This is a genomic window from Enterocloster sp. HCN-30185, assembly GCF_037890305.1.
Classification (GTDB): domain Bacteria; phylum Bacillota; class Clostridia; order Lachnospirales; family Lachnospiraceae; genus Enterocloster.
The window spans coordinates 1-24,694 of sequence record NZ_JBBKBT010000022.1 but is presented as its reverse complement, the minus strand read 5'-3'; the positions used below and the strand labels follow the sequence as shown (position 1 = coordinate 24,694).

The window sequence follows — 24,694 nt, the reverse complement described above, 5'->3', positions numbered from 1 at the left end:
CAAAACAGCTCTGCCCTCTTAAAAAATCTTCTATTTGCTTTACGCCCTCAGCTCAATTCCAAGATCCTTAAGGCCATTTAAGATCTTATTCATCACCGCTGTGACTTCCTTCTCTTCCAGAGTGTGATCCTTAGCTCTGAAAGTAATGGAGTATGCCACGGACTTATGGCCTTCCAGTACCTGTGCTCCCTCATAAATATCGAACAGCTTGCAGCTCTCTAAGATCTTTCCGCCTCTCTGGCTGATCACATCCTCGATCTGCCCTACCAAAACTGCCTTTGGAACAACCATACTGATATCTCTGGTAACAGCCGGGAATTTGGCAATTCCGGTGTACTTCCGGTCAAAGGTGGTAAACTCTGTCATTGCGGGCATATCAATAACTGCTACATAGGCTCTGTCGCCGATCTTATAGTTTTCAGCCACCTCCGGATGGATCTCACCCAAGAAGCCCACGGTGCGGCCCTCATAAACGATATCTGCCTTTCTGCCCGGATGCAGGTAAGGATGGTCGCCCTTTGGATCGTAATGAACCTTCTTATCCATTCCCACCTTGTCGAAGAATTCCTCTACCACGCCCTTCATATCAAAGAAATCTCCGCTTCCATACATACCCAGAGTAAACTGCATCCGCTCATCGGGAAGCTCGGTTAAAGGAAGTGCCTTGGGACGGTATACATTTGCCAGCTCATACAAACGCACCTCTTTGTTGCGGCGGTTGTAGTTGGTGGATAATGATACCAGCATACCGTTTAAAGGCAGGGTACGCATGATGCTGAAATCCTCGCCCAGAGGATTGGAAATGGTAATGGCCTTTCTTAACTCACTGTCCTCAGGAATTAAAAGCTTGTCAAATACCTTTGGACTTTCAAAGGAATATGTCATACCCTGGGAGAAGCCGCAGAATTCTGCTGTCTCTCTTGCCATATCCTCGATCATCAACTTATAGGAAAGCTTTCCTGTGGTTGCTTCACCGGATGGAAGTGTGGTCGGAATCTTGTCATAGCCATAGAATCTTGCCACTTCCTCTGCCAGATCTGCCATACGAAGAAGATCCTGACGCCAGCTTGGAGCGACTACCTCACCGGAAGCCTCATCATAGCCCAGGTCGATTTTCTCAAAATATGCCAGCATATCTTCCTTTGAAATATCGGTGCCGAGAAGCTTATTGATCTTTTCAGGCTCAAATTTGATCCTTGTCTCCCCTCTCTTTACAGGATAAACATCAATCATTCCGCCTACAACCTCTCCAGCTCCCAGCTCTTCGATCAGCTGGCAGGCACGATTTACAGCCTCTTCTGCAGTGTTGGGATCCAGTCCCTTTTCATACTTGCCGGACGCATCGGTGCGCAGGCCCAGCTTCTTTGCGGAAAGACGGATATTGGTGCCGTCAAAGCAGGCGCACTCAAATACCATAGAGGACACATTGTCTGTGATCTTGGAGTTTTCGCCTCCCATGATACCGGCGATTCCCACCTGCTTTTCACCGTCATTGATCATCAAAATGGTAGAATCCAGTGTTCTGTCCTGTCCGTCCAGAGTCTGGAATACATCCCCCTCAGAAGCACATTTTACCACGATCTCATGACCTGCCAGCTGGTCATAGTCAAAGGCGTGCATGGGCTGTCCGTACTCTTCCATCACATAGTTGGTGATATCCACGATATTGTTGATGGGACGGATTCCGCTGGCAGCCAGACGGCGCTGCATCCACTCCGGTGAAGGAGCCAGCTTGATATTCTTTACCATTCTGGCACAGTAGCGCTTACACAGGTCTGTATTTTCCACACTCACCTTTAAGTAATCGTGAATGTCCTCATTGTTGCCCGTAGCTGTAACCACCGGCGGGAAGAAGGGCTTGCGGAAGGTAGCGGCTGCCTCTCTTGCGATTCCCACTACGCTGTAGCAGTCTACACGGTTGGAGGTAATCTCGTATTCAAACACCACGTCTCTCAGACCCAGGATCCGCACTGCATCGTCGCCGGGAACACTGTCCTCGGGGAGCAGGTAGATGCCGCTTTCAGGGGCATCCGGATACATATTCCGGTCAGCGCCCAGCTCTTCGATGGAGCACATCATTCCAAAGGACTCCACGCCTCTTAATTTGCCCTTTTTAATTTTAATGCCTTCCTCCGGAAGGGGGCCGCCGTCATGGCCTCCTGCTACTCGTCCGCCGTCCAGTACCACCGGTACCTTTGCACCGATGGAATCCTTTGTAATATTTGGCGCTCCGGTTACGATCTGTACGGGCTCTGCTTCCCCTACGTTGACCTGGCACACGACCAGCTTGTCAGCGTCCGGATGACGTTCTACGGAAAGAACTTCTCCTACTACGATCTTTTCCAGATTTTTATCTAAACAGGTAAATCCTTCAACCTTGGTGCCTGTCAATGTCATCGCATCTGTATACTCCTGGGCAGCCACATCCAGGTCAGGAACATATGCTTTAATCCATGATAATGCTGTATTCATGTCGGTTCTCCTTTTTATTTATGATGGAACAATTAAAACTGCTTTAAGAAGCGGATATCATTTTCATAGAGAAGGCGCATATCGTCGATCTCATATTTTAACAGGGCAATTCGCTCCAGGCCTACGCCGAAAGCAAAGCCTGTATATTCCTGGGGATCAATGCCGCACATCTCAAATACATGGGGATGTACCATACCGCAGCCTAAAATCTCAATCCAGCCGGAGCCCTTGCAGAAACGGCAGCCTTTTCCGCCGCACTTAAAGCAGCTTACGTCCATCTCGGCGCTGGGTTCGGTAAATGGGAAATGGTGGGGACGGAATTTAACCTTTGTATCCTCGCCGAACATCTCTCGTGCAAACTCTGCCAGAGTTCCCTTTAAATCGGAGAATGTAATATTTTTATCAATAACCAGTCCCTCGACCTGATGGAAGGATGGAGAATGGGTTGCATCCACCTCATCGGAACGGAATACGCGGCCCGGAGAAATCATACGGATAGGAAGCTTACCTGTTTCCATGGTTCTGGCCTGTACCGGGGAGGTCTGGGTACGGAGCACAATGTCCTTGCTGATATAGAAGGTATCCTGCTCATCCTTAGCCGGATGGTTTGGCGGGATATTTAATTTGGTAAAGTTGTACTCATCATACTCCACCTCAGGGCCTTCTACTACCTCGTAGCCCATGCCCACGAAAATCCGCTCCACTGCCTCTAATGCAATGGTATTTGGATGGCTGTGGCCTACGCTGTTCTTCTTTGCAGGAAGGGTAACGTCAATAACCTCTCTCTTTAATTGCTCTTCTCTGGCCTTCTTTGCCAGGGCAGCCTTTGCTTCCTCTAAGCGGCCCTCGATCACAGCTCTGGCTTCATTTACCAGCTGTCCCACCTTTGGACGGTCTTCCGGAGCCACATCCTTCATGCTCTTTAAAAGGCTGGTCAGCTCTCCCTTCTTTCCAAGATAAGCGACACGGATGTCATTCAGCGTATCAAGGCTCTCAGCGGAAGAAATCTGCTGCAGCGCCTCTTCTTTGATCTTCTCTAACTGCTCTTTCATGGGTTCTCCTTTTCTGTTCTCTTTTAAATAAGTGTACGGTTCTTTTCGCGGAAATGTTTGCTGCCATAACAAAAAAAACGCCCCTTCAGATTCCTGAAGGGACGGATCAAATCATTCCGCGGTACCACCCTGATTCCTGCAATACAGATACTAAGCCAAGGCTTTCTATCCTTTGCAGACACTTAAACACGCTTAACGCACGCCTACGTCACAGGCTGCGAGCAGACGCCCTTTCACCCATGCAGCTCCGGTGGGAAATTCAGCGCTTATGTGAACTCGGGAACGCTTCCAGCCGACGACCTTCCCTCTCTGTGAGAACATAAGTACCTACTGTACACTCTCATCGCTTTTAGATATAAAATCTACTGTAAATTTTAGCCGTTTCATCTAGAAAAGTCAACCCCCATTTTTTCCTGCGTTTTCACATTTTGCACCAGTCGCTGGAGTTAGGTTCTCCTATGACCGGAAACCGGAGTCCAGCACACCAAACTCCAGAGGCCGGTGCAGAGTACAGAAACTCATTTTTCATTTGACCTTTCTCTCCTTTCCAGCTATCATAGAACCATCATTTTCACAAAAGAAAGGATGATTTCCATGAAATATACCTGTACCATCCCCTGCTTTGACTTAGAGCAGACCGCTCTCTCCGGTCAGTGTTTCCGGCTGATGCCAGGAAAAGAGCCCGGACTGTGGTCCGTGATCAGCCAGGGGAAGCTTTTATCCATCAGGCAAAACGATTCCCAATTCACCTTTGAATGCGAAGAAGGTTCTTTGGAATACTGGCTGTCCTATTTTGATGTGTCCACAGACTACCAGGCCATGATTGATTCCATAGATCCGGATGATACTTATCTTTTATCTGCCGCCAAAGCAGGTGCAGGCATTCGTATTCTCCGTCAGGATCCATGGGAAATGATCATCACCTTTGTTATCTCCCAGCAAAAGACCATCCCGGCCATCCGCTCCTTAGTTGAAGCTCTGTGCCGTAATTATGGAACGCACATTGAACGCACATTGCTCGCATCCTCAAAGCTTTCTGAAGCCGGTCCCTCCCCCTTTGCCTTTCCTACGCCGGAACAGTTAAGCCGCGCCTCATTGGATGACCTGCTGGCACTGAAGCTGGGATACCGGGCAAAATATATCCACCGGCTCTGTCAGGACGCACTGGAAGGAAGCCTGAACCTGGATCTTCTGTCCTCCCAGAACTATAAAGAGGCCATAGATTATCTCACCAGCTTTTATGGAATCGGTAAAAAGGTAGCGAACTGCGTCTGCCTCTTCGGTCTCCATCATATTGATGCATTTCCTGTCGATACCTGGATCCAGAAAATCCTCATGGAACATTATTTTGACGAAAAAAAATACCGCCGCATCCCCAAATCCCAGCTGTTTGACCGAATCATCGAAGATTCCTTCGGATGCTATCCGGGCTATGCAGGGGTAATGCAACAGTATATTTTCAACTATGAGAGAAATGTAATAGGAAAAAACCAGACTTAAAGCTCCTGAGGGTTTCCGGCCTCAAATATTTTCCATCCGTCCCTTCCCTTTCCCACAGCCATTTCCCGGATATATTCTCCATCTCCGCTTAATTGTCTGTTTTTAATGGCCTGGTCTGTCCAGGTCTGATGAAAGACCACACGGACTACACGGTATTCCTCATATCCCAAAAGGGCTGCTCTGCCGTCATAATACTCTTTGCTTCCCGCATATTCCTCCTCCGGAAGCGTTTCAAAGCTGTGGATCAAATAATCTTTTATGTAGGAGCCGCTTCTAAAATCCTCCTCCTGTTGGGGAAAATTCATAAACTCTGCCTGATCCTTTGAAAGAAGGCTGCTGCATTCCTCATACTGAGCCATGGCGTGATAGCGGAAAAACAGACCTGCTGTCATTTCGGCCTCTCCCTCAGGCATCTCTTCAAAGCGGATATGGCGGGGATTTTCCGCTGAAATCGTATATTCTTCCGCCAGACGGTTCTCCTGGCGGTTCCGGTTCACCCAGGCCACGGCAAACATAACTCCCAGACATATCAATGTCATTCCGCAGATTTTAAGAGCTTGTCCCGATACCTTCTGCGGCCGTTTTGGTGCCTGATCTTTTTTTATATCCTTCTGTCCCACGTTCGACAGAACCTCCTTTTTGTTATGGCAATTCTTCTGTCCGGCCTTTATCCCCGGGCAGACAGCTGCTCTTTCTTCCACTTCCAGCAAACTCCGTTATCCTTCATGCATCGGGATAATCCCTCTGCCGTATCCCCAAGGAAAATCCCCAAGGCTTCTATTTTACCTGTATCGATCGTCAGATTTCTGGGGAGCGAACGAAAACGATCCCTGTCCGCTTCCACCTTTGGCAGCACTCCTGTTTTTACAGATACTGCCTGAGCAAAAATCCCGGCGGTTTCCCAGGTGCTTCTCTGATTCCTGCTCCCGAAATTATAGATTCCTCCCGGCAGTTCCATCACCTGCTCCATAGCCCGGATCACATCCCACACATAGGTGATGCCTCTGTAATCATGGGTCGGGCTTACAATCACCTTTCCTTCCCCGGCGGCTGCAAACATCTGTCCTAACAGCCCGGTTCCCGGCGTCCTTTTCGGAACCGGATAATCATACATCCAGGTCAAACGCAGACAGACCGCCCCTTCTGCCAAAGCAAGCGCTGCCTCCTCTGCCCGTTTTTTATCCCTTCCATACACATTCACCGGCTTCACCCGGTCTGTCTCACGATTCGGCTCCAGAGTATCTGTTCCCGCATAAACCTGATCCGAACTCATAAAGATCAGCCTGCAGCCGCTCTCCCTGCAGGCTCTTGCTATATTTTCTGTTCCCTGAACATTGATCCGTCCCGAAGCCAGGGGATCCGCCTCACACTGTCCCGTATTAGACAAGCCTGCACAGTGCAGCACTGCCTGAGGACGAATCGCCTTAAAAAATGCAGACACCGCCACCATATCTGTAATATCCAGCTCCTCATGGGTAACCGCTACCGTCTCATACCCATCCTTCCCCTCAAAATATTCCGCAAGTCTCGACCCCAGAAATCCTCCTGAACCCGTGATCAAAATCCGTTTTTTCATTCTATAACCAATAGCCTTTCTTCCTCATAAGCCTTACCCAGTCCCCGGAAATCCCACGTCATCCGGCAGTCCCAGGTAAAAATATATCTACCATTATACCCATACTCCCCCCCAGAATCTTTGCGATTTTCTTAATTTTTCTCAAAAATTCAGGACGGCGCGAAATCGTGCAGAAACAGCCCCGTCAAGCTTGCTTGTAAGGAGCTGTTCCTGCACGATTTCACATCGGATGAACATCCGATGCTTCTTGACCCGCAAGCGGGTCAAGAAGATCCCCGCCCGATCCCTAAAAAACCAGCTCCCGCATCCCCTCGCTCCCAAAGATAAAGCTTTTCCCCTTCCGCATCCCCCCCTCCAACAACATCCTCCCCACAAAAAAAGAAAACCGCCCCCAAAACGTCTCTCGTCATCCTCACACAAAACCATCCAACAAGAGCAATTCCAGGGCGGTCTCCCGCTCACATCAGTCAAAGCACGAAACGCGCCTGCACTCAGCGCATCTCATCTTCATTTTTCAAAAAATTCTTTAAACCCCTTCTTCTTAGGCTTCCCTTCCTCCGAAGCCACCCCATTCATAGCTTCATCAAACCGCTTCAGGGCCTCCTTCTGAGCCTGGGTCATTCTCTCAGGAACCTGAACCACTAAAGTCACATAGTGATCCCCTCTCACATTCCGGTTTCTTAAGGAAGGCACACCCTTCCCCTTCAGCCGCACCTTCGTATCAGTCTGCGTACCAGGACGAACCTCATACTCCACTTCTCCGTCCACTGTCTTAATCCGGATCGTACCACCTAAAGCCGCTCTTGCAAAGGAAATCGGCACGGTAGAATAAATGCTTGTATCCTGACGCTTAAAGATCGGATGCTGGGAAACAACTGCCTCCACTAGCAAGTCGCCTCTCTCACCGCCGTTGATACCGGGCTCTCCGCCTCCGGCCATACGAACGCACTGACCATTGTCAATACCGGCAGGAATGGACACCTTAAACTTCTTGCGGACTGTCTTATACCCCGTACCATAGCAATCCGGACACTTTTCCTTGATCACCTTGCCTGTGCCGCCACACTCCGGACAGGTCTGTACATTCTGTACCTGTCCAAAGAAGGACTGCTGGGTATACATGATCTTACCCTTTCCATTACATTTTGTACAGGTCTGGGGCGACGTACCCGCCTTTGCGCCTGTTCCGTTACAGGAAGAACAGGTCTCCTTAAAATTAATCTCAATTTCCTTCTCACAGCCGAACACAGCCTCTTCAAAGGTGATCCTCACTGCGGTTCTTACATTTGCGCCCCTTGAAGGACCGCTTCTTCCTCTGGAGGAACGGCCGCCGCCAAAGATATCTCCAAAAATATCTCCAAAAATATCTCCCATATCCTGACCGCCAAAGTCAAAACCGCCGAAGCCGCCAAACCCTCCTGCGCCTCCGCCTCCCTGCTCAAAGGCGGCATGGCCGAACTGGTCATACTGCTGGCGCTTCTGAGGATCGCTGAGCACGCTGTAAGCCTCAGATGCCTCTTTAAATTTGGCCTCTGCCTCCTTGTCTCCGGGATTGGCATCCGGATGATATTTTTTGGCGAGCTTTCTGTATGCCTTTTTCAGGGCATCGTCATCCGCGTCTTTGGAAACGCCCAGAACCTCATAGTAATCTCTCTTACTCTCTGCCATGTTGTTTACCTCTTACATATCTATCAGAACATTTTCTCTTAAATAAAATATCCCCGGACAGACCTTTAGGTCCGGCCAGGGGGCATCTCGCCCAATGGACCGGACCTCTGGCCTTACGGTTTTATATAATGGATTCCCGCCCTGCTGCAGGCGGGAATCCTTTCTCCTTACACTTCCTTAAAGTCTGCGTCTACTACATCATCATCCGGTCTGGAGCCGCCTGCTGCGCCGCCCATGTCAGGGCCTGCTCCTGCCTGCTGTGCCTGCTCATATACCTTTGCAAAGAGCTTCTGAGCGCTGTTCATCAGCTTCTCCTTGCCGGACTTGATATCCTCTACCTGAGCATCGGTCATCTGATCTACCGGAGCACGGTTGATTGCTTCCTTCAGTGCATTTAAGTCTGCCTCTACCTCTGCCTTATCATTGGCATCAATCTTGTCTCCAACCTCTTCTAAGGCCTTTTCAGTCTGGAATACCATGGAGTCGGCGTCATTTCTGGCGTCAATGGCTTCCTTGCGCTTCTTATCCTGAGCCTCATACTCAGCAGCTTCCTTTACAGCCTTGTCGATATCAGCGTCAGACATATTGGAGCCGGAGGTAATGGTGATGTGCTGCTCTTTTCCGGTTCCCAGATCCTTTGCAGATACATTTACAATACCGTTAGCGTCGATATCGAAGGTTACCTCAATCTGAGGGATACCTCTTCTTGCTGGCGGAATTCCATCCAGACGGAACTGTCCAAGAGTTTTGTTATCTCTTGCAAACTGACGCTCACCCTGTACCACATGGATATCAACAGCAGTCTGATTGTCAGCAGCAGTAGAGAAAATCTGGCTCTTCTTTGTAGGAATGGTTGTATTTCTCTCAATCAGTCTGGTAGCTACTCCGCCCATGGTCTCAATGGACAGGGACAGTGGGGTAACATCCAGAAGAAGGATATCTCCGGCGCCTGCATCGCCTGCCAGTTTTCCGCCCTGGATTGCAGCACCGATGGCTACGCACTCATCCGGATTTAAAGACTTGCTGGGCTCTTTGCCTGTGATCTGCTTTACCTTTTCCTGTGCAGAGATCATACGGGTAGAACCGCCTACTAACAGCACCTTTCCAAGCTCAGAAGCAGTGATGCCTGCATCCTTTAATGCATTTTGTACCGGAATTGCGGTGCGCTCGATCAGGTCATGAGTCAGCTCGTCAAATTTTGCTCTGGTTAAGTTCATATCCAGATGCTTTGGTCCCTCTGCAGTTGCAGTGATGAACGGAAGGTTGATATTGGTAGTAGTAGCGGTAGACAGCTCCTTCTTTGCCTTCTCAGCTGCTTCCTTTAATCTCTGAAGAGCCATCTTATCAGCGGAAAGATCTACGCCCTCTGCCTTCTTAAACTCAGCGATCATCCAGTTTGTAACTGCATTGTCAAAGTCATCGCCGCCAAGATGGGTATCGCCATTGGTGGAAAGAACCTCGATTACGCCGTCACCGATCTCGATAATAGAAACATCAAAGGTACCGCCGCCTAAGTCGTATACCATGATCTTCTGCTCATTTTCATTGTCAAGGCCGTAAGCCAGCGCTGCCGCTGTAGGCTCGTTGATGATACGCTTTACTTCCAGACCTGCAATCTTTCCTGCGTCCTTGGTTGCCTGACGCTGTGCGTCATTAAAGTATGCGGGAACAGTTATAACAGCCTCTGTTACTGTCTCGCCTAAGTAGCTCTCTGCATCTGCCTTCAGCTTCTGAAGGATCATGGCGGAAATCTCCTGTGGTGTGTACTTCTTTCCGTCAATGTCCACCTTGTAGTCTGTGCCCATATGGCGCTTGATGGAAGAAATGGTGCGGTCTGCGTTTGTAACTGCCTGACGCTTTGCTGGCTCGCCTACCAGTCTTTCACCTGTTTTTGTAAATGCCACGATAGATGGTGTGGTTCTTACGCCCTCTGCATTTGCGATAACGGTTGGCTTTCCACCTTCCATAACGGCAACGCAGCTATTCGTTGTACCTAAGTCGATACCAATAATCTTGCCCATAGTTATTTCCTCCTGATTTGATCAATCTATAAAATATTTTAGTTTGCAACTTTAACCATACTGTGTCTTACAACGCTGTCCCGGTACATATATCCCTTCTGGAGCTCCTCCGCAACGATATTTTCTCCCAGGCTCTCATCCTCCACATGCATCACTGCATTGTGGAAATTGGGATCAAATTCCTTTCCGGCTGCCTCAATGGGCTTTACTCCGGCTTCCTCAAAGACCTTCTGGATCTGCTTGTAGATTTTTTCCATGCCCTCTGCAATGGGATCTTCCTTTTTATCCTCAGGGATTACTGCCAGGCCTCTCTCAAAATTGTCGATCACGGGAAGGATGCGCTCAATGATATCTCTGGCGCCCATCTCATACATGGAAGATTTCTCCTTTTCCGTTCTCTTTCTGAAATTTTCAAATTCAGCCATCTGGCGTTTTACCCGGTCGGTCAGCTCCTCGATCTTTTCATCTCTCGGATCCTTCTTTTTCTTAAAGAAACCTCCCTTTGACGCGTTATCCGCAGCTTCTTCTGTCTGAGTCTCTGCTTCCGCAGTTTCCTCTTTGACAGCGTCTGCCGCTTCCTCTGTCTCCGGAATATCTGTTACTTCTTCCTTCTTATTATCTTCACTCACTGCTTATCACCTTTCATCCTTTTTAAATGCTGCATCCAGCTGGCTCATCAGATTCCGCAGCGTTCCAAGGACCTTTTCATAATCCATACGCTTCGGTCCGATAATTCCGACTGTTCCCCGAAGTCCTCCGCCCAGATCGTAATTGGCTGTAACCACGCTGCAGTCCTTCATGGACTGAACCGGCGTTTCATCACCGATATAGACCTGGATCCCGGCGTCACCGCCGTTTTCCGTATTGACCTCGGAAACAAACTCCTGAAGCATTTCCTTGTGCTCCAGTGTCCCGATCAGCTTGCTGGCCTTATCGCCTTCTGAAAGCTCCGGATACCGAAAAATATTCGTAGCCCCGCTGGTATAAATCTGAAGATCTTCTCCGCCGGCCTTGATCGCTTCCGCAACCTCGTTTAAGACCAGCTCCACCACCTGGCTGTGAATGCCTGCATCCTCCTTCAGACGACTGATGATATCCAGATTGATTTCTTCAATCGTCAGCCCGTTTAAGCTGCTGTTTAACAGGATGTTCAGATTCAAGAGTTCCTGTTCCCCCAGCTCTTCCGCAATATCGATCATGGTATTTTTAACGATATTGCCTTCTACCACAACCACTACCAGAAGCTTATGTGCCTCTACTCTGGACAGCTGGATAAATTTCAGCTTTGTCTTGTGGTAGCTGGGGCCGCTGATCATGGCCGCATAATTGGTATTGGCCGCCAGAACCTGAGCCATCTTTTTAAGGACCAGTTCCAGCTTATCAACCTTCTGAACCATCATATCCTTAAATTCTGTAACTTCATTGTCCTTTTCCTGCATGATCTGGTCTACATAGAACCTGTATCCCTTATCGGAAGGAATACGCCCTGCGGAAGTGTGGGGCTGAATGATATATCCCATCTCTTCCAGATCTGACATCTCGTTACGGATGGTGGCAGAACTCAGTTTTAATTCTGAATACTTGGAAATGGTTCTGGAACCAACCGGTTCGCCTGTCTCCAGGTAGGTTTTGATGATCGCCTTTAATATGGTGATCTTCCGGTTATCCAGCTGTGTATCCATCGTTTCCTGTCACCTTCCTCTCTTGGGATTATTAGCACTCAATGCTCTGGAGTGCTAACATCTACATTTCATAATATATTCCTTTCTCTCTGTTTTGTCAAGGGATTTTTCATTTTTTTCATGATCTTATTTCCTGTATATACAGTTTTCTCTTGACAAAAGTCCTCTCTGCCTTTATTCTGGACGTAGATTCATTTTTATTTCACAAATCAGAATTTCTGTCTGTTTTGTAACCTTCTAAACATTCTTTTATATACGTTTCAGATCCTGTTCAGGAATGATATCCGGACAATATTTTTCTTACCTGCTATGAAGCTGCCTTTTGCAGTTTACATAAATATAATGTACTAAGGGGGTATACATTTGGTATACGACGTATTTCTCAACAAAATCAAAACGGGCATGGAACAGGCCCTGGGAAAGGAGTATGAACTGAGTCTGCACAGGATCACCAAAAACAACGGCCTGATTCTGGATGGTCTGTGCATTTCCAAAAACAAAAATCCGGTAGCTCCTGCTATTTATCTCAATAACTGCTACCATCAGTATCTGAAAGGCTGCTCTTTGGAGGAAATCACTCAGGAGCTTTTGGAACTGTACCGCTCCAATGAGGTTTTGCCCACCATTCATCCGGCCCGGCTTTCCGATTACAGCGCCATGAAATCCCGGACCGCCTGCCGCCTTATTAACACGGCTGCCAATGAAACACTTTTGCAGGATATGCCTCATATTCCATGGAACGATCTTTCCATCGTATTCTACCTGTTTCTTCAGGAAAATGATACCGGTATAATGACTGCCGGAATCCATACCTCTCATCTGAATACCTGGGGTATTTCCCAGGATGAACTCTTTCAGGCTGCCATCTCCAATGTTTCCCGGCTCTTTCCTCCGTCCATTACCAGTATGGACTGTATTTTAGAGGATCTGACAGACGCCGTCCCCGACCTGAACAGACAGGCCATGACCCCTTTCTATGTTCTTTCCAATACCTGCGGAATCAACGGAGCAATCTGTATGCTCTATCCTGATGTTCTTAAACATTTCTCAGAAGGGATTGAACGCGACGTACTGATCCTTCCCTCCAGTATCCATGAAGTTCTGCTTCTTCCCGATGAAGAAGACATTTCTTATGACGAACTCAGCCAAATGGTAGCCCCGATCAATGCCTCCGAGGTTCTGCCTCAGGACCGCCTCTCCAATCAGATCTATCGCTACAGCCGGAGATCTGATTCGATTGAGATCGTATCTTCCTGCATGCTTCCCCTCAATTAAAGCATACAAAAGGAGCTGCTGTACGAACCCTTTCATCCGTTACAGCAGCTCCTCTTTTTACCTATCCTTTATACAACCCTTACTGAACCCAGGCTCCCGATCCGTCTACATATCTTCCATCCGGTGTCCAGGTATTTCTAAACATCACTCCGCTTCCGCCCATATAGTACCATCTGCCATTCACAGACTGCCATCCGGTTGTCATAGCGCCGCTTCCATCCAGATAATACCACTGTCCGTTCTGCTCCAGCCATCCTGTCTGCATTACGCCGCTGCTGTTTAAATAATACCATCTGCCGCTTACATACTGCCAGCCCGTCTGCATCTCACCGCTTCCATTGAGATAATACCACTGTCCGTTTACATTCTGCCAGCCGGTTGTAAGAGCACCATTGGAACCAAGATAATACCACTGACGGTCTACCTTCTGCCAGCCAGTAAGCATATATCCGGAACGGTCAAAGAGATACCACACTCCATCGATCTGTTTCCAGCCATCTGCCGGATAACCGCCTGTAGAGTAAGAATACCACCAGCGTCCGCCTTCCTGTACCCAGCGTCCGCTTCCACCGTAAGAACCTGCCTCATCCTCATCTACATACAGGGAAGAAGAATCCTCAGACCACTCGCCTGCCTTGTCATTATAGCTTGCAATAGCTCTCACACGGAAGGTATAATCTCCTTCTTTATTAAAATATCCGGAAAAGTCAAAATACGTATTAGATGTATTGACAGTTGTAACCGTTTTGTCATCTCTTAACAGCTTTACATCATAGCTCTTGGAACCCTCTACCTCGTCCCACTCAGCCGTGCTGTCATTCCAGTCCAGATTATCAGCAGCCTCCAGCTTGCCTCCGATACGGTCCAGCTCTACCGTCACTTCCATATAATCGCCGTCATCATAAATTTTTGCCTTTTTAAACTCAGCGTCACAGCCGCTTATCTTAAAGTGGCTCTTGCTGGTATAGGAAAAACGGTATCCCTCAGAAGCAGAAAGTTCTACCTTTACCTCGGGAACATCTCCTACCGTCCAGACATCCTTATCCTCCAGATTCGTGTACTCTACGGAATCCACATCATATGAATCGTCTCTGGCCCTTACGCTGATATCACCAATATCATCTCCGCTCTCCGGCTCCTTATCATAAGAAAATTCCAAACGCACTGTATCGATCTTCTCCGTGCCCGCATAGACCGGAAATACAGCCATAGCTGACAAAAACGCTGCCATTGCCAGGGAAAATATTTTCTTTGTATACATATACCTCTCCTCCTTATATTTAAGATTCGTTTTGTTTCTTTTGTATGATTTTATTATAAAGGAAAGTTTGGATTTATGCAATTTCATAATTCTTACAAAGAGTTTACAATTCCTTACAGCCCAAACCGGTTCCCAGACTATTCCATATCCAAAAGCAGCTTTTTCACTTCCACCATACGGTCTCTGAGCCGAGCCGCCTCCTCAAAGTTTAACTCGGCTGCTGCCTGACGCATCTTCTTTTCCAGTTCCTTTGAAAGCTTTTTAAGTTCCTTCTCATCCATAGATTCCGGATCCTTCGTATCTGCGAAACTGTCATTTTCCACGGCCTTTGAAATGGTGATCAGGTCTCTTACTGCCTTTTTAATGGTTGTAGGCGTAATGCCATGCTCCTCATTATATCTCTGCTGGATCTGACGGCGGCGTTTCGTCTCCTCAATCGCCACCCGCATGGAATCTGTGATGGTATCGGCATACATGATCACATGACCCTCAGAATTCCGTGCCGCACGGCCAATTGTCTGAATAAGTGAGGTTTCTGAACGGAGAAAACCTTCCTTGTCCGCATCCAGAATCGCCACCAGCGTAATCTCCGGTATATCAAGGCCCTCTCTTAAAAGATTAATCCCTACAAGCACGTCAAACACATCCAGGCGCATATCCCGGATGATCTGCGCACGCTCTAAGGTATCAATATCGGAATGGAGATATTTCACCCGAATTCCCACTTCCCGCATATAATCGGTAAGATCCTCTGCCATCCGCTTTGTCAAAGTAGTGATCAGAACCTTATGATGGCCTGCCACCTCCTTGTTCACCTCTGAAATCAGATCGTCAATCTGCCCCTCCACAGGACGGACAAATATTTCCGGATCCAGAAGCCCGGTCGGACGGATGATCTGCTCCACCCGCATCAGCTCATGCTCCTGTTCATAGACAGAGGGCGTAGCTGATACAAACAGCATCTGATCAATCTTGCTTTCAAATTCCGAAAAATTTAAAGGACGGTTGTCCAGGGCAGAAGGAAGGCGGAACCCATAGTCCACCAGCGTCATTTTTCTGGAACGGTCTCCCGCATACATGCCCCGTACCTGAGGCAGAGTGATGTGGGACTCATCTACAATAATGAGAAAGTCTTTGGGGAAATAATCAATCAGGGTACAGGGAGGCTCTCCCGGTGCTGTTCCCGTCAAATGTCTGGAATAATTTTCAATACCAGAACAAAAGCCTGTCTCCCGCATCATTTCCACATCAAAATTCGTGCGTTCGGAAATCCTCTGAGCCTCTAACAGCTTATCCTCACTCTTAAAAAATGATACACGCTCCTTTAATTCCTCTAAAATATGTTCCGTGGCCTCCATCATCTTTTCCTTGGGAACCACATAATGAGATGCCGGAAAAATCGCCACATGCCCCAGCTGGGCCTTCACCTCTCCAGTCACGGTATCAATTTCCATGATCCGGTCTACCTCATCCCCAAAAAATTCCACCCGGAAGGCCTGACCGTCTGAGTAGGCCGGATAAATGTCCAGAACATCACCCTTGACCCGAAAGCTTCCCCGCTTAAAGTCCATGTCATTGCGGTCATACTGGATTTCGATCAGCTTGCGGATCACATCATCCCGGTCCTTTTCCATCCCCGGTCTCAGTGAAATAACCATCTCCTGATAATCAATGGGACTTCCCAGACCGTAAATACAGGATACAGATGCCACGATGATCACATCGCTGCGCTCGGAAAGAGCTGCTGTAGCCGAATGGCGCAGCTTGTCGATCTCATCGTTGATGGCGGAGTCCTTTTCAATGTAGGTGTCCGTGGAGGGAACGTAGGCCTCGGGCTGGTAGTAGTCATAATAGGATACAAAGTATTCCACTGCGTTACCCGGAAAATACTCTTTGAACTCACCATAGAGCTGTGCTGCTAAGGTCTTATTGTGCGCTATTACCAAAGTCGGCTTATTTAACTGGGCAATCACATTAGCCATGGTAAAGGTCTTTCCGGAACCCGTAACCCCTAGTAAAGTCTGGAATTGATTGCCTTCCTGGAACCCTTTGACCAACGCCTCAATGGCCTGGGGCTGGTCGCCGGTGGGGGCGTATTCGGAATGTAATTTGAAGATTTTTTGTTCATTTTGCATAAAATCCACCTCCAGATTTCAAAGTAAAAAAGGACGCCTATAAGGCAAAAATTCGTCAAGGAACTTTTCATTTTCGTCGTGGCGCTTTCTCAGATTGCGGCAAAATAGGCCCACGACGAATTTTGTTCACAATCTGCTTTTTTTGCAACCTGCCGTACCCATGTAATTCTATATGGACGAAACAGGAACAAACCATATAAAAAGGACTCAGACATTGCACTTTCGTATATCACAAAGCAACGAGTCAAGTGACTGCTTGCAGGCATTTGGCGACTGCCATTGACAGTAGACTCTTTGCGTCTACTATATCACAAGTTCTTTCAAAAGTACAGAAGCAGTGAACATCTGTTCTTTTGCTTTTACGCAGTCTCCGGAAGGAATCCTGTTACATCCACCACAATCTCCAGCAGTTCGTTTTTAAAGAGCTCATTTTCTTCCATATCTGGAAACACCATGTTCATATACTCCTCTATTTCCGGTACTCCATCCGCTATGATCTCTCTGTTGTCAGCATAAACGTCTCTTCCTAACTGTCATTCCAATTTTAAGATACGGTTAATATAATCAATATCCGAATATTTTACGCCATTGATTTCGGATCTGCCAGGACTCCAGATAGCTGTAAAGCTTCTCTTTCTTTGCGAAGGTGCGGTTCCCGGCCTCGTCATACTCATAAGTATAGGTGGCCTTGTCAAACTGCCCCCTGCTCTCCGTGCACTTTATAAGCTGCCCGTTGTCATCATAAATGAAGTTCCGCTCCGTAGTCTCCCACTCCGGGTTCTGGTTCTGCCACGGGTTCGTTCCGATTTCTTTGGAGTTTCGATATATGCCTTTCCTTTAATATCATATCTTTGTGCTGATTCAATCAGAAAAGAATCCTCAAAATAATCCAGATATTTCTTAATGGTAGCGGAAGTGATTCTGGATTTCTTTATCGTCTTGAACGTATTCTTCAGTTTTTCCGGATTGGTCAGCGAACCAATGGCAGAAGAAAGAATATTCAGCAGATCTTCCAGTTCTCCAATGTTCTTCACTCGGTTACGTTTGGTAATATCTCGAAGATAAATCTCATTGAACAGATTCTGTAATGCAGCTGCCTTATCGTTTGCTCCCTCACGAAGGACAACCAGAGGGATACCGCCGTATAGCATATATTCAGATAATCCCATGTACTTATCACCGTTGTAATCGGTAGCTATATCTTTGGACAGGAGTTTTGCGTTACTTCCAGTCACAAATACATCCATATTATCTTTACGAAGATAACCATTCAGAACAGCTTCAAAACAATCCAGCATCTGAATTTCATCAAGCAGCAGATAATACATTCCTTCACCTGCAACTTTGGAACGGATATATGCCATGAACTTTTCAGGGTCAACTCCACGCTTTTCCTTTTCAATCTGAATCAGGCTTTCGCCAATCAGACAAAGATCATCGGCTGAGTCAAAAGCAATGCGAATGATATGGTCAGCATCAACTCCGCTTTCCAATAAGTGATGATAAAACAGATTATTCAGTAAGCATGACTGCTGCATATCTATGATAATATTTCATTAAGAAGTTTTTGATATTTTGTCCCCAAAGATACAATCATCAACTTATACCACGTATCATGTGAAAATTCACCAATTTCGATACACCATATTTTATAATGCAAATCTCTGGTAACGGTATTTTGTTATTATAAGCACTTCCTACCACGCTTTTCCCAATGGCAGATTCCAGTCTACCGCATAGAAGGAGGTCTCCTGTTTCAGCTTCTTATACAGGTTTTTCCTCGTCCTGTACTTATCCGGCGAGTTGTTCCAATACTCATATCCTCTCATATAGCTCTCCGCCATATCATCCCATGAGACAAAACGTGCCTGGATCGTTTTTGCGGCTGAGAGCATCTGATCCAGCATTTCTGTCTCCGTATAATACTCTGCCAGATAACACTCTCTCAATACCTGCATGGCCCTGCAGTAATCCCAGCCGTCGATTGCTCCTTCTCCTCCGCGTTTATACGCAAGGAGCATATCCTTAACGAATTCATTATCCTTATACTGCTCCTCGATCTGCTGTTCCGTTCCATTCAGGTATCCCATATAAGAAAGCAATCCCATTTCTTCCTGAAATCCGGAGCGGTGGCCTGAGGTCAAAAGCCAGTTAATAGTAGAATCAGCAGATGCGCGGTCTGTTATCCCCCATGCCATTTCCAGCCTGGTCCTGGCATCACCCGCGTATTTTTCCGGGGTGCTTACAAAATACTCCTGATTCCATCCCGTTTCATTTGCAATGATTGCATACGTCGCATAAAACCATTGCTCTGCCTGCTCCTTTGTAATGGATACCGCCGGGGCTGTTTCCTGCTGCAGCCATGCTCCGCTAGACTGAAACGTATATGATACCCCGTCTATTGTCTGAGTGGTATCATGCAGCATTTCGCCTGTAGGCGCACAGTAATACCATTCTCCATTCGACTCAATCCACCCGGTCTGCATGTAGCCTGATCCATTAAAATAATACCAGTTTCCAGAAATCAGCTCCCAACCGCCGGCTGGATAAGAACCATTATCCTGCTCATACCACCAGCCCGTACTGTCCTGCTTCCACTGTGCACCGTAGACGGGGAGTGAAACGGATAATGCCGTTCCAATTATAATAGCTGCTGTGGTTGCTTTTTTCTTCATAACCGTTCCTTCTTTCGTATATGAAATTGACAACTTTATAGTATCCGATCTTTTTTCTGCTTTTCGGTCTTATCATTGCGGATATAGCAGATAACCAGAGAAACCAGCACGAAAACTGACATTATCCTGGAAACCTTTATGTACAGAATCTCACTCTGTTTTGCTTCTCTGTATTCTTCCATCAGCGCCTTTGCTTCCTGAGGAATCTCATCTGCATCTTCTATGGGCTTCCCATCCTTTTGGAATTCCAGTGTTTCCAGAGAACGTTTGTGTTCACTTATATATACAGATGAATAGAAAATCTCAAGCAGCACTAAAAAAATAAAAACCAGAATACGTCGTTTGCTCATCTTTTAAATGTCCCCTTTTTAATGCTGGGACGTATCATTTTTCTTTTATGTGGACTTTCGTCACCCTAGCCGTGGGACATCGCCCAGCAAAAATAATCAAAACACTTAGTTTTACGCTGATAAGGAAGTATTCACAACAACTTATAACTAACGCTGACAAACAGGGTGCAAACAGAGAGTTAATCACTTTCAATAGTGGTCGGCTCTCTGTTTTTCTATCTTCACTTTGTTACGCAATAGAACGTCATTTTTGAGGGTAGAAGTATAAAATATCATCTAAGCGTTTTACACATTCCCTTCCTATCCTTTCCCTAATCCCTCTCCTTGGGGGCAAAGCAAAGCGGCAGAGCCGCCGGAATGGAAAAGAACGGAACGGAAAAGGCTTTCAATGGAAATCATAAACAGAGTATTGGAAAATCACTTGTTTCCCCAAAATAGTAATTGCTTTCTCGCTACATTGATTTACGCACCGATAACATAAGGTACACCGTCCGTTTGCTACAATCTTACATTTGGATAATGACAAATTATTCATAGGACACACCAATGCACATTTCCCGCACTTTATACAAGCGTCGGTATCTATCTGTATTTTGTTTGAATATTCTTGTGTTTTATGGTAAAACCAAAGCCGCTGTCCCAAAAGCCCTGCAATATGGCATAAAAATCCCAAACCGTCTTTAGTTGGAGTACCATTTTTCAAATTACACACCGCTGATTTTATGCGTTCTTCTGCTTGTATAACAATTTGCTTATTTTGAGCCGGAGTACACTTTAAGGCTTTTACATCACAAATACAATCCGGCATTTTCAGATGAAGTCCACCCCATACCTGTGCGCCGTATCTCTCGAACAATCTTGCAGATACGCCCGCACCATCGCCGCTAAACAGTCCCATTGTTGCAATAATGAAAACACGTTTTCCTTTCCATATATCAGAATTTTCGCAGATAAAATCCCGTACAATTTTAGGCAAATTACTGTAATAGATTGGATAAGCAAAAATAATGTCTTTATGATATGTAACTTTTTCCATTGTACCTGTATCTTCTAAAGGGGTTATTTCAATATTCCTATCATATAGAGCAACAAAGTTTTCTAAACAATATTTTGTATTTCCTGTTCCGCTAAAATAAATCCCTATCATATTTTTTCTCCCGTATTATCTAAAAAGGAAAGTTGAAAAACGTCCATAAAATCAATGACCTTCTCTCTCCAATCATTATCATAATTTACATTATTCATGGTGGCTAATGAAGTAACGCCATGTATAAAAGCCCAAATGGTTATGATAATATCATTTTGCTTTTCTTCCGAATAGTGCGTCTGCCCTAATAATTTACTTACAATATTTTTATAGATAATATAAGGTTTATAGTTTTGGTCGTCTGGTATTGATAACGATAAGTCAATTTTTATATTGGATTGAGAATATAAAAATTGAAAATAAGCAGGGTTCTCTACAAAGAAAGATACATAGGCTATCCCCATATCTTTCAATATTTCTGCGACATTATTATTCTTTTGAACGGTACTTTCTAATTGTTTAGAAAATCTATCTGTGATAAATAATTGCATTGCTTCAAGCAGTTCTTCTTTATTTTGAAAATGGCTGTAAGGGGCAGCATGGCTGACCCCACACGCCGCAGCTACCTTTCTCAAAGAAAAAGCATTTACTCCCTCTGTACTTACAAGCTGAATACCTGCTTCGATTAAAGCGTTTCGCAAGTCTTTATGATGATAAGTCTGTCGTTTCTGTGCCATGCTAAGTCCTCCAATCTTTACACTGTCTATATTATAAAACCTAAACTTTACAGTGTCAAGTTTGAGGAGGATTTTAAGTTGTGATACTTGAAATTATTTTTTCCTAAACGGTTATTTATTTGGCATTTCAGAAACTTTTCCGTAATAAGAGATAAGAAAAACTTTTTCAAAATTTTCTCTCAAAACTTCGGCAAAATCGCTCTGCTCGGTGTTGTAGGTAGTGAGAGGAAAATCAGAGGGTTTGGGATACTTCCCAACAAGCAAAATGCAGGGCATTTTCGGAAAAGAGTACTCTTTTTCTATGCTTGCTACGAAACTTATCACATTACAAATCAAAGAAAGGACGGGAAAGGAATGGAACGGAAACAAGAACAAGATACAACAGATGATAGACAGAAACAGGGAAATCCGGCAGATGAAACAGTGATTTATAAAATCGGCGGCACATTCTATGAAGTGTCTACCTCTTGCGGCGGCTCTGAACCGCTTTTTGAAAAGATGAAGCGGCTCATAAAATCAGAAAATCTCAAAGCGCCTACTGACAAAGGAAAAGAAGTCCGCTATAATGAAGATAGCAACCTGTCTGTCGGGCGTTCATTACAGGAGGAATGAACATGACAGCAAATACATATAAGCCCGAACAGATAACCGCATTATACGCCCGTTTAAGTCAAGAGGACGCATTGGACGGGGACAGCAACAGCATTGTCAATCAAAAAGCAGTTTTAACAAAATATGCTTCGGATAACGGCTTTACAAATCCTGTATTCTTTATTGATGACGGCGTTTCCGGTGTAACTTTTGACAGACCGAATTTTAACCGCATGATTGCAGAGATTGAAGCCGGAAATGTGGCGACAGTCATTGTCAAGGATATGTCCCGCTTGGGGCGTGATTATCTGAAAGTCGGTTACTATACGGAAATCTTTTTCGTTGAAAGAGATGTTCGCTATATCGCAATCAATGACGGCGTGGACAGCGCAAAGGGCGACAATGATTTTACTCCTTTCCGAAATCTGTTTAACGATTTTTACGCCAAAGATACCAGTAAAAAAGTACGGGCAATCAAGAAAGCGCAGGGCATGGCAGGAGAACATCTGACTAAGCCGCCCTATGGCTATAAGGTAGACCCCAACGACAGAAAGAAATGGATTGTAGATGAAGAAGCTGCCGCTGTGGTAAAGCGAATTTTTGATTTATGCGTTGCAGGAAAAGGACCTATGCAAATAGCGAAAATTTTGAAAGCTGACAAAGTGCTGACAACACGCGCTCATTATGCAAAGCAGAAAGGAAAATCACTTCCCGATAATCCGTACAGTTGGAATGAAAGTACGATTGTAGCAGTTTTGGAGCGTATGGACTACTGCGGACATACGGTAAACTTCAAAAGCTATTCCAAATCCCACAAGCTGAAAAAGCGTATTCCCACCACAAAAGAACAGCAGGCGATTTTCCGCAACACCCATGAAGCAATCGTTGAGGAAGCTGTCTTTGAACGGGTACAGGAATTAAGGGCAAATAAACGCCGCCCCACAAAGGCAGAGCGACAGGGAATGTTTTCCGGCTTGGTATTCTGTGCGGATTGTGGAAGTAAACTGCACTTTGCCACCTGCAAGAGCTTTGACGGTTCACAAGACAACTACCGCTGTGCAAGATATAAAAGCAATACGGGAGATTGTACGGCACACTTCATCAGAGAAGAAGTCCTGCGGAAAATCGTTCTCAATCGGATATTTGCCGTAACTGCCATGTTCTATGAGGACATTACCACCTTTATGGAACTGATACAGAAACAGCGGTTTGATGAAGCGGAAAAGGATATGAAACGCAAGCAGTGTGAAGTAAGGCAGGCAAGAAAACGGATTGCAGAACTTGACCGGATTTTTAAGCGGATTTATGAGGACGACATCAACGGCACAATCAGCCATGAGCGATTTTTGAAGCTGTCCGCAGAGTATGAAGCAGAACAAAAAGAGCTGACGGAAAAGGTAAAGGCAGAACAACAGGAAGTCGATACCTACGAACAGAATAAAAGCGATTTTGACAGCTTCGCCGCCATCATCCGCAAGTACGTGGGAATAACCGAATTAACTCCCACTATCGTCAATGAGTTTATAAAGAAAATCGTTGTCCATGCGCCGGAGAAGATAGACGGCAAGCGTTTTCAGAAAGTGGATATTATCTTTAACTTCGTGGGAGAAATCCATTTGCCGACTGACCCGCAGACAGAACAGAAAAAAACCGATAAACAGGAAAAGACGGCATAGCCCTTAAACGGGGCTATACCGCCTAATTGAAAAATATACTTCCTTGTAACCGAAAACCCTTCTCTTTACGTTGTTTAGGACAAAGCCGGTCATTCCAACGATTTGCACATTGTGGAAAATAACCCCCGTTCTTTCCCCGTCTGGCATATACATCTTCTCTTCCCCAAAACATCGAAAAGAAACGTATTGCCATTTTCTTTGTAATATATGGCGGATTTACGATACGACTCCCTTGATCCAGGTCATATTCTTCTGCACTTTCTATTTTTTCTTCAAAAGGATTCACCTCTTCATATGAAATGCCTGCTTTCTTCAATTTATCTTTTAATATCTTGTTCTCATATTCAAGCAACCTAACCATCTTTCTCAATGAATCCACATCATATGCTTCTATGTTCAAACCTTCCACCTACACTTCTTATTATTTCGTAATGTAACCCTCATTTTGTGTCCCAACTTTATTTCAGTACTTGTTCCAACTATTTTCAATACTTATTTTCCGTATTGACGCATTTCTTCGCCAATCGTATAATTAAGTTAGATACAGAGCATTTCTGTTATCAAAATATTGCCCGCCCACCATTGGCGACTTATAAATGATTGGCTCGAAAATATTGTTCGCTTACCGGAAGCGTCTAATAAATGTCCGGCTTGAAAATTATTTAGAAACTATTTTTGTTTTCGATATTGTGTTTTTATCACACATTGCATATACTATAAATACACAAAAAAGCCAGAAAAAGAGGAGGTGTTAGTATGGCTACTTCAAGTATTACTCATAATTTTGTCGTATCCAATCCAAATAGCGTAAAGCGTTTTGTCGCAGCAATTGACGAAGCCGACCGTGACCGCACACCAAAGCAGACACTTCCCGGACGTCAGTTAACGAACCCACAGGAAATCTTAGCTTTAATGTCAAAAAGGAAGAAAAAACATGTCTGATAAATATTTTACCGTTAATATTCGGGCATATTTGGATAAAGACGAACCGACATA

The 24,694-nt window shown here is 45.7% G+C and carries 21 protein-coding genes and 1 other annotated feature; of the genes, 5 read left to right on the top strand and 16 right to left on the bottom strand.

Annotation, left to right across the window (positions count from 1 at the left end; translation table 11 throughout):
* Positions 1-39: 39 nt before the first annotated feature.
* Together pheT and pheS are read right to left on the bottom strand one after the other, a co-directional pair.
* Positions 40-2,472 carry a phenylalanine--tRNA ligase subunit beta gene (pheT, locus tag WKT10_RS15210; RefSeq protein WP_337434660.1) on the bottom strand — a complete coding sequence of 811 codons (2,433 nt, stop codon included), beginning with the start codon at positions 2,470-2,472 and terminating at the stop codon, positions 40-42.
* Positions 2,473-2,504: 32 nt separating this feature from the next.
* On the bottom strand, positions 2,505-3,524 hold the full coding sequence (gene pheS, locus WKT10_RS15205; RefSeq protein ID WP_066547203.1) for a phenylalanine--tRNA ligase subunit alpha: 1,020 nt from the start codon (positions 3,522-3,524) through the stop codon (positions 2,505-2,507).
* A 94-nt stretch (positions 3,525-3,618) separates the two neighbouring features.
* Positions 3,619-3,877: a binding site (T-box leader), on the bottom strand.
* A 241-nt stretch (positions 3,878-4,118) separates the two neighbouring features.
* Here pheS and WKT10_RS15200 point away from each other — a divergent pair.
* Positions 4,119-5,024: a DNA-3-methyladenine glycosylase family protein gene (locus WKT10_RS15200; RefSeq protein ID WP_337434661.1), complete on the top strand. Its 906-nt coding sequence runs from the start codon at positions 4,119-4,121 to the stop codon at positions 5,022-5,024.
* Here WKT10_RS15200 and WKT10_RS15195 read toward each other — a convergent pair.
* From WKT10_RS15195 to hrcA, 6 genes are all read right to left on the bottom strand, one after another.
* Positions 5,021-5,725 (bottom strand): hypothetical protein, encoded by a 705-nt coding sequence (locus WKT10_RS15195; protein ID WP_337434662.1) that lies wholly within the window; start codon positions 5,723-5,725, stop codon positions 5,021-5,023. The genes WKT10_RS15200 and WKT10_RS15195 overlap by 4 nt on opposite strands.
* Positions 5,692-6,600 carry an SDR family oxidoreductase gene (locus WKT10_RS15190; RefSeq protein WP_337932845.1) on the bottom strand — a complete coding sequence of 303 codons (909 nt, stop codon included), beginning with the start codon at positions 6,598-6,600 and terminating at the stop codon, positions 5,692-5,694. Before WKT10_RS15190 ends, WKT10_RS15195 begins: the two co-directional genes overlap by 34 nt.
* A gap of 507 nt (positions 6,601-7,107) precedes the next feature.
* Positions 7,108-8,268: a molecular chaperone DnaJ gene (gene dnaJ / locus WKT10_RS15185; protein ID WP_066547191.1), complete on the bottom strand. Its 1,161-nt coding sequence runs from the start codon at positions 8,266-8,268 to the stop codon at positions 7,108-7,110.
* A gap of 167 nt (positions 8,269-8,435) precedes the next feature.
* Complete coding sequence (gene dnaK, locus WKT10_RS15180; RefSeq protein WP_337932842.1) at positions 8,436-10,289, bottom strand: molecular chaperone DnaK; 1,854 nt, start codon at positions 10,287-10,289, stop codon at positions 8,436-8,438.
* Positions 10,290-10,327: 38 nt separating this feature from the next.
* Positions 10,328-10,918 carry a nucleotide exchange factor GrpE gene (gene grpE / locus WKT10_RS15175; RefSeq protein ID WP_337434665.1) on the bottom strand — a complete coding sequence of 197 codons (591 nt, stop codon included), beginning with the start codon at positions 10,916-10,918 and terminating at the stop codon, positions 10,328-10,330.
* A gap of 6 nt (positions 10,919-10,924) precedes the next feature.
* Positions 10,925-11,971, bottom strand: a complete 1,047-nt coding sequence (gene hrcA / locus WKT10_RS15170) for a heat-inducible transcriptional repressor HrcA (RefSeq protein WP_337434666.1) — start codon at positions 11,969-11,971, stop codon at positions 10,925-10,927.
* A gap of 363 nt (positions 11,972-12,334) precedes the next feature.
* Between hrcA and WKT10_RS15165 the strand changes: the two genes are divergently transcribed.
* Positions 12,335-13,246: a DUF5688 family protein gene (locus WKT10_RS15165; protein ID WP_340277967.1), complete on the top strand. Its 912-nt coding sequence runs from the start codon at positions 12,335-12,337 to the stop codon at positions 13,244-13,246.
* A 79-nt stretch (positions 13,247-13,325) separates the two neighbouring features.
* Here the strand turns inward: WKT10_RS15165 and WKT10_RS15160 are convergent, their stop codons facing one another.
* The 7 genes from WKT10_RS15160 to WKT10_RS15130 form a co-directional block, all read right to left on the bottom strand.
* On the bottom strand, positions 13,326-14,507 hold the full coding sequence (locus WKT10_RS15160; protein ID WP_340277966.1) for an N-acetylmuramoyl-L-alanine amidase family protein: 1,182 nt from the start codon (positions 14,505-14,507) through the stop codon (positions 13,326-13,328).
* Positions 14,508-14,644: 137 nt separating this feature from the next.
* A complete protein-coding gene (uvrB, locus tag WKT10_RS15155) occupies positions 14,645-16,642 on the bottom strand; it encodes an excinuclease ABC subunit UvrB (protein ID WP_340277965.1) in 1,998 nt (665 codons plus the stop codon).
* Between the two features lie 719 nt (positions 16,643-17,361).
* Positions 17,362-18,180 (bottom strand): ATP-binding protein, encoded by an 819-nt coding sequence (locus WKT10_RS15150; RefSeq protein WP_340277964.1) that lies wholly within the window; start codon positions 18,178-18,180, stop codon positions 17,362-17,364.
* Between the two features lie 159 nt (positions 18,181-18,339).
* Positions 18,340-19,317 (bottom strand): DUF1266 domain-containing protein, encoded by a 978-nt coding sequence (locus tag WKT10_RS15145; RefSeq protein ID WP_340277963.1) that lies wholly within the window; start codon positions 19,315-19,317, stop codon positions 18,340-18,342.
* Between the two features lie 35 nt (positions 19,318-19,352).
* On the bottom strand, positions 19,353-19,667 hold the full coding sequence (locus WKT10_RS15140) for a hypothetical protein (protein WP_340277962.1): 315 nt from the start codon (positions 19,665-19,667) through the stop codon (positions 19,353-19,355).
* Positions 19,668-20,052: 385 nt separating this feature from the next.
* A complete protein-coding gene (locus WKT10_RS15135) occupies positions 20,053-20,814 on the bottom strand; it encodes an EFR1 family ferrodoxin (protein WP_337434673.1) in 762 nt (253 codons plus the stop codon).
* Positions 20,811-21,431: a TetR/AcrR family transcriptional regulator gene (locus WKT10_RS15130; RefSeq protein WP_176254211.1), complete on the bottom strand. Its 621-nt coding sequence runs from the start codon at positions 21,429-21,431 to the stop codon at positions 20,811-20,813. Before WKT10_RS15130 ends, WKT10_RS15135 begins: the two co-directional genes overlap by 4 nt.
* A gap of 87 nt (positions 21,432-21,518) precedes the next feature.
* On the opposite strand from WKT10_RS15130, the gene WKT10_RS15125 reads away from it, so the two are divergent.
* Positions 21,519-22,043 carry a hypothetical protein gene (locus WKT10_RS15125; protein WP_337434674.1) on the top strand — a complete coding sequence of 175 codons (525 nt, stop codon included), beginning with the start codon at positions 21,519-21,521 and terminating at the stop codon, positions 22,041-22,043.
* A gap of 2 nt (positions 22,044-22,045) precedes the next feature.
* A complete protein-coding gene (locus WKT10_RS15120; RefSeq protein WP_337434675.1) occupies positions 22,046-23,698 on the top strand; it encodes a recombinase family protein in 1,653 nt (550 codons plus the stop codon).
* Between the two features lie 22 nt (positions 23,699-23,720).
* On the opposite strand, the gene WKT10_RS15115 is transcribed toward WKT10_RS15120, so the two are convergent.
* The gene (locus WKT10_RS15115; RefSeq protein WP_337434676.1) at positions 23,721-24,098 is read right to left on the bottom strand and encodes a TOTE conflict system archaeo-eukaryotic primase domain-containing protein; all 378 of its coding nucleotides are present in this window, start codon (positions 24,096-24,098) and stop codon (positions 23,721-23,723) included.
* 356 nt (positions 24,099-24,454) lie between these two features.
* On the opposite strand from WKT10_RS15115, the gene WKT10_RS15110 reads away from it, so the two are divergent.
* Positions 24,455-24,640 carry a hypothetical protein gene (locus WKT10_RS15110; RefSeq protein ID WP_014080774.1) on the top strand — a complete coding sequence of 62 codons (186 nt, stop codon included), beginning with the start codon at positions 24,455-24,457 and terminating at the stop codon, positions 24,638-24,640.
* Positions 24,641-24,694 lie beyond the last annotated feature (54 nt).

Coding starts and splice junctions, on each gene's coding strand:
- dnaJ (WP_066547191.1), bottom strand. CDS start 8,268: ATGGCAGAGAGTAAGAGAGATTACTATGAGGTTCTGGGCGTTTCCAAA.
- WKT10_RS15120 (WP_337434675.1), top strand. CDS start 22,046: ATGACAGCAAATACATATAAGCCCGAACAGATAACCGCATTATACGCC.
- pheS (WP_066547203.1), bottom strand. CDS start 3,524: ATGAAAGAGCAGTTAGAGAAGATCAAAGAAGAGGCGCTGCAGCAGATT.
- dnaK (WP_337932842.1), bottom strand. CDS start 10,289: ATGGGCAAGATTATTGGTATCGACTTAGGTACAACGAATAGCTGCGTT.
- hrcA (WP_337434666.1), bottom strand. CDS start 11,971: ATGGATACACAGCTGGATAACCGGAAGATCACCATATTAAAGGCGATC.
- WKT10_RS15135 (WP_337434673.1), bottom strand. CDS start 20,814: ATGATAGGGATTTATTTTAGCGGAACAGGAAATACAAAATATTGTTTA.
- pheT (WP_337434660.1), bottom strand. CDS start 2,472: ATGAATACAGCATTATCATGGATTAAAGCATATGTTCCTGACCTGGAT.
- WKT10_RS15200 (WP_337434661.1), top strand. CDS start 4,119: ATGAAATATACCTGTACCATCCCCTGCTTTGACTTAGAGCAGACCGCT.
- WKT10_RS15190 (WP_337932845.1), bottom strand. CDS start 6,600: ATGAAAAAACGGATTTTGATCACGGGTTCAGGAGGATTTCTGGGGTCG.
- WKT10_RS15150 (WP_340277964.1), bottom strand. CDS start 18,180: ATGCAGCAGTCATGCTTACTGAATAATCTGTTTTATCATCACTTATTG.
- WKT10_RS15140 (WP_340277962.1), bottom strand. CDS start 19,667: ATGAGCAAACGACGTATTCTGGTTTTTATTTTTTTAGTGCTGCTTGAG.
- WKT10_RS15130 (WP_176254211.1), bottom strand. CDS start 21,431: ATGGCACAGAAACGACAGACTTATCATCATAAAGACTTGCGAAACGCT.
- WKT10_RS15110 (WP_014080774.1), top strand. CDS start 24,455: ATGGCTACTTCAAGTATTACTCATAATTTTGTCGTATCCAATCCAAAT.
- uvrB (WP_340277965.1), bottom strand. CDS start 16,642: ATGCAAAATGAACAAAAAATCTTCAAATTACATTCCGAATACGCCCCC.
- WKT10_RS15145 (WP_340277963.1), bottom strand. CDS start 19,317: ATGAAGAAAAAAGCAACCACAGCAGCTATTATAATTGGAACGGCATTA.
- WKT10_RS15160 (WP_340277966.1), bottom strand. CDS start 14,507: ATGTATACAAAGAAAATATTTTCCCTGGCAATGGCAGCGTTTTTGTCA.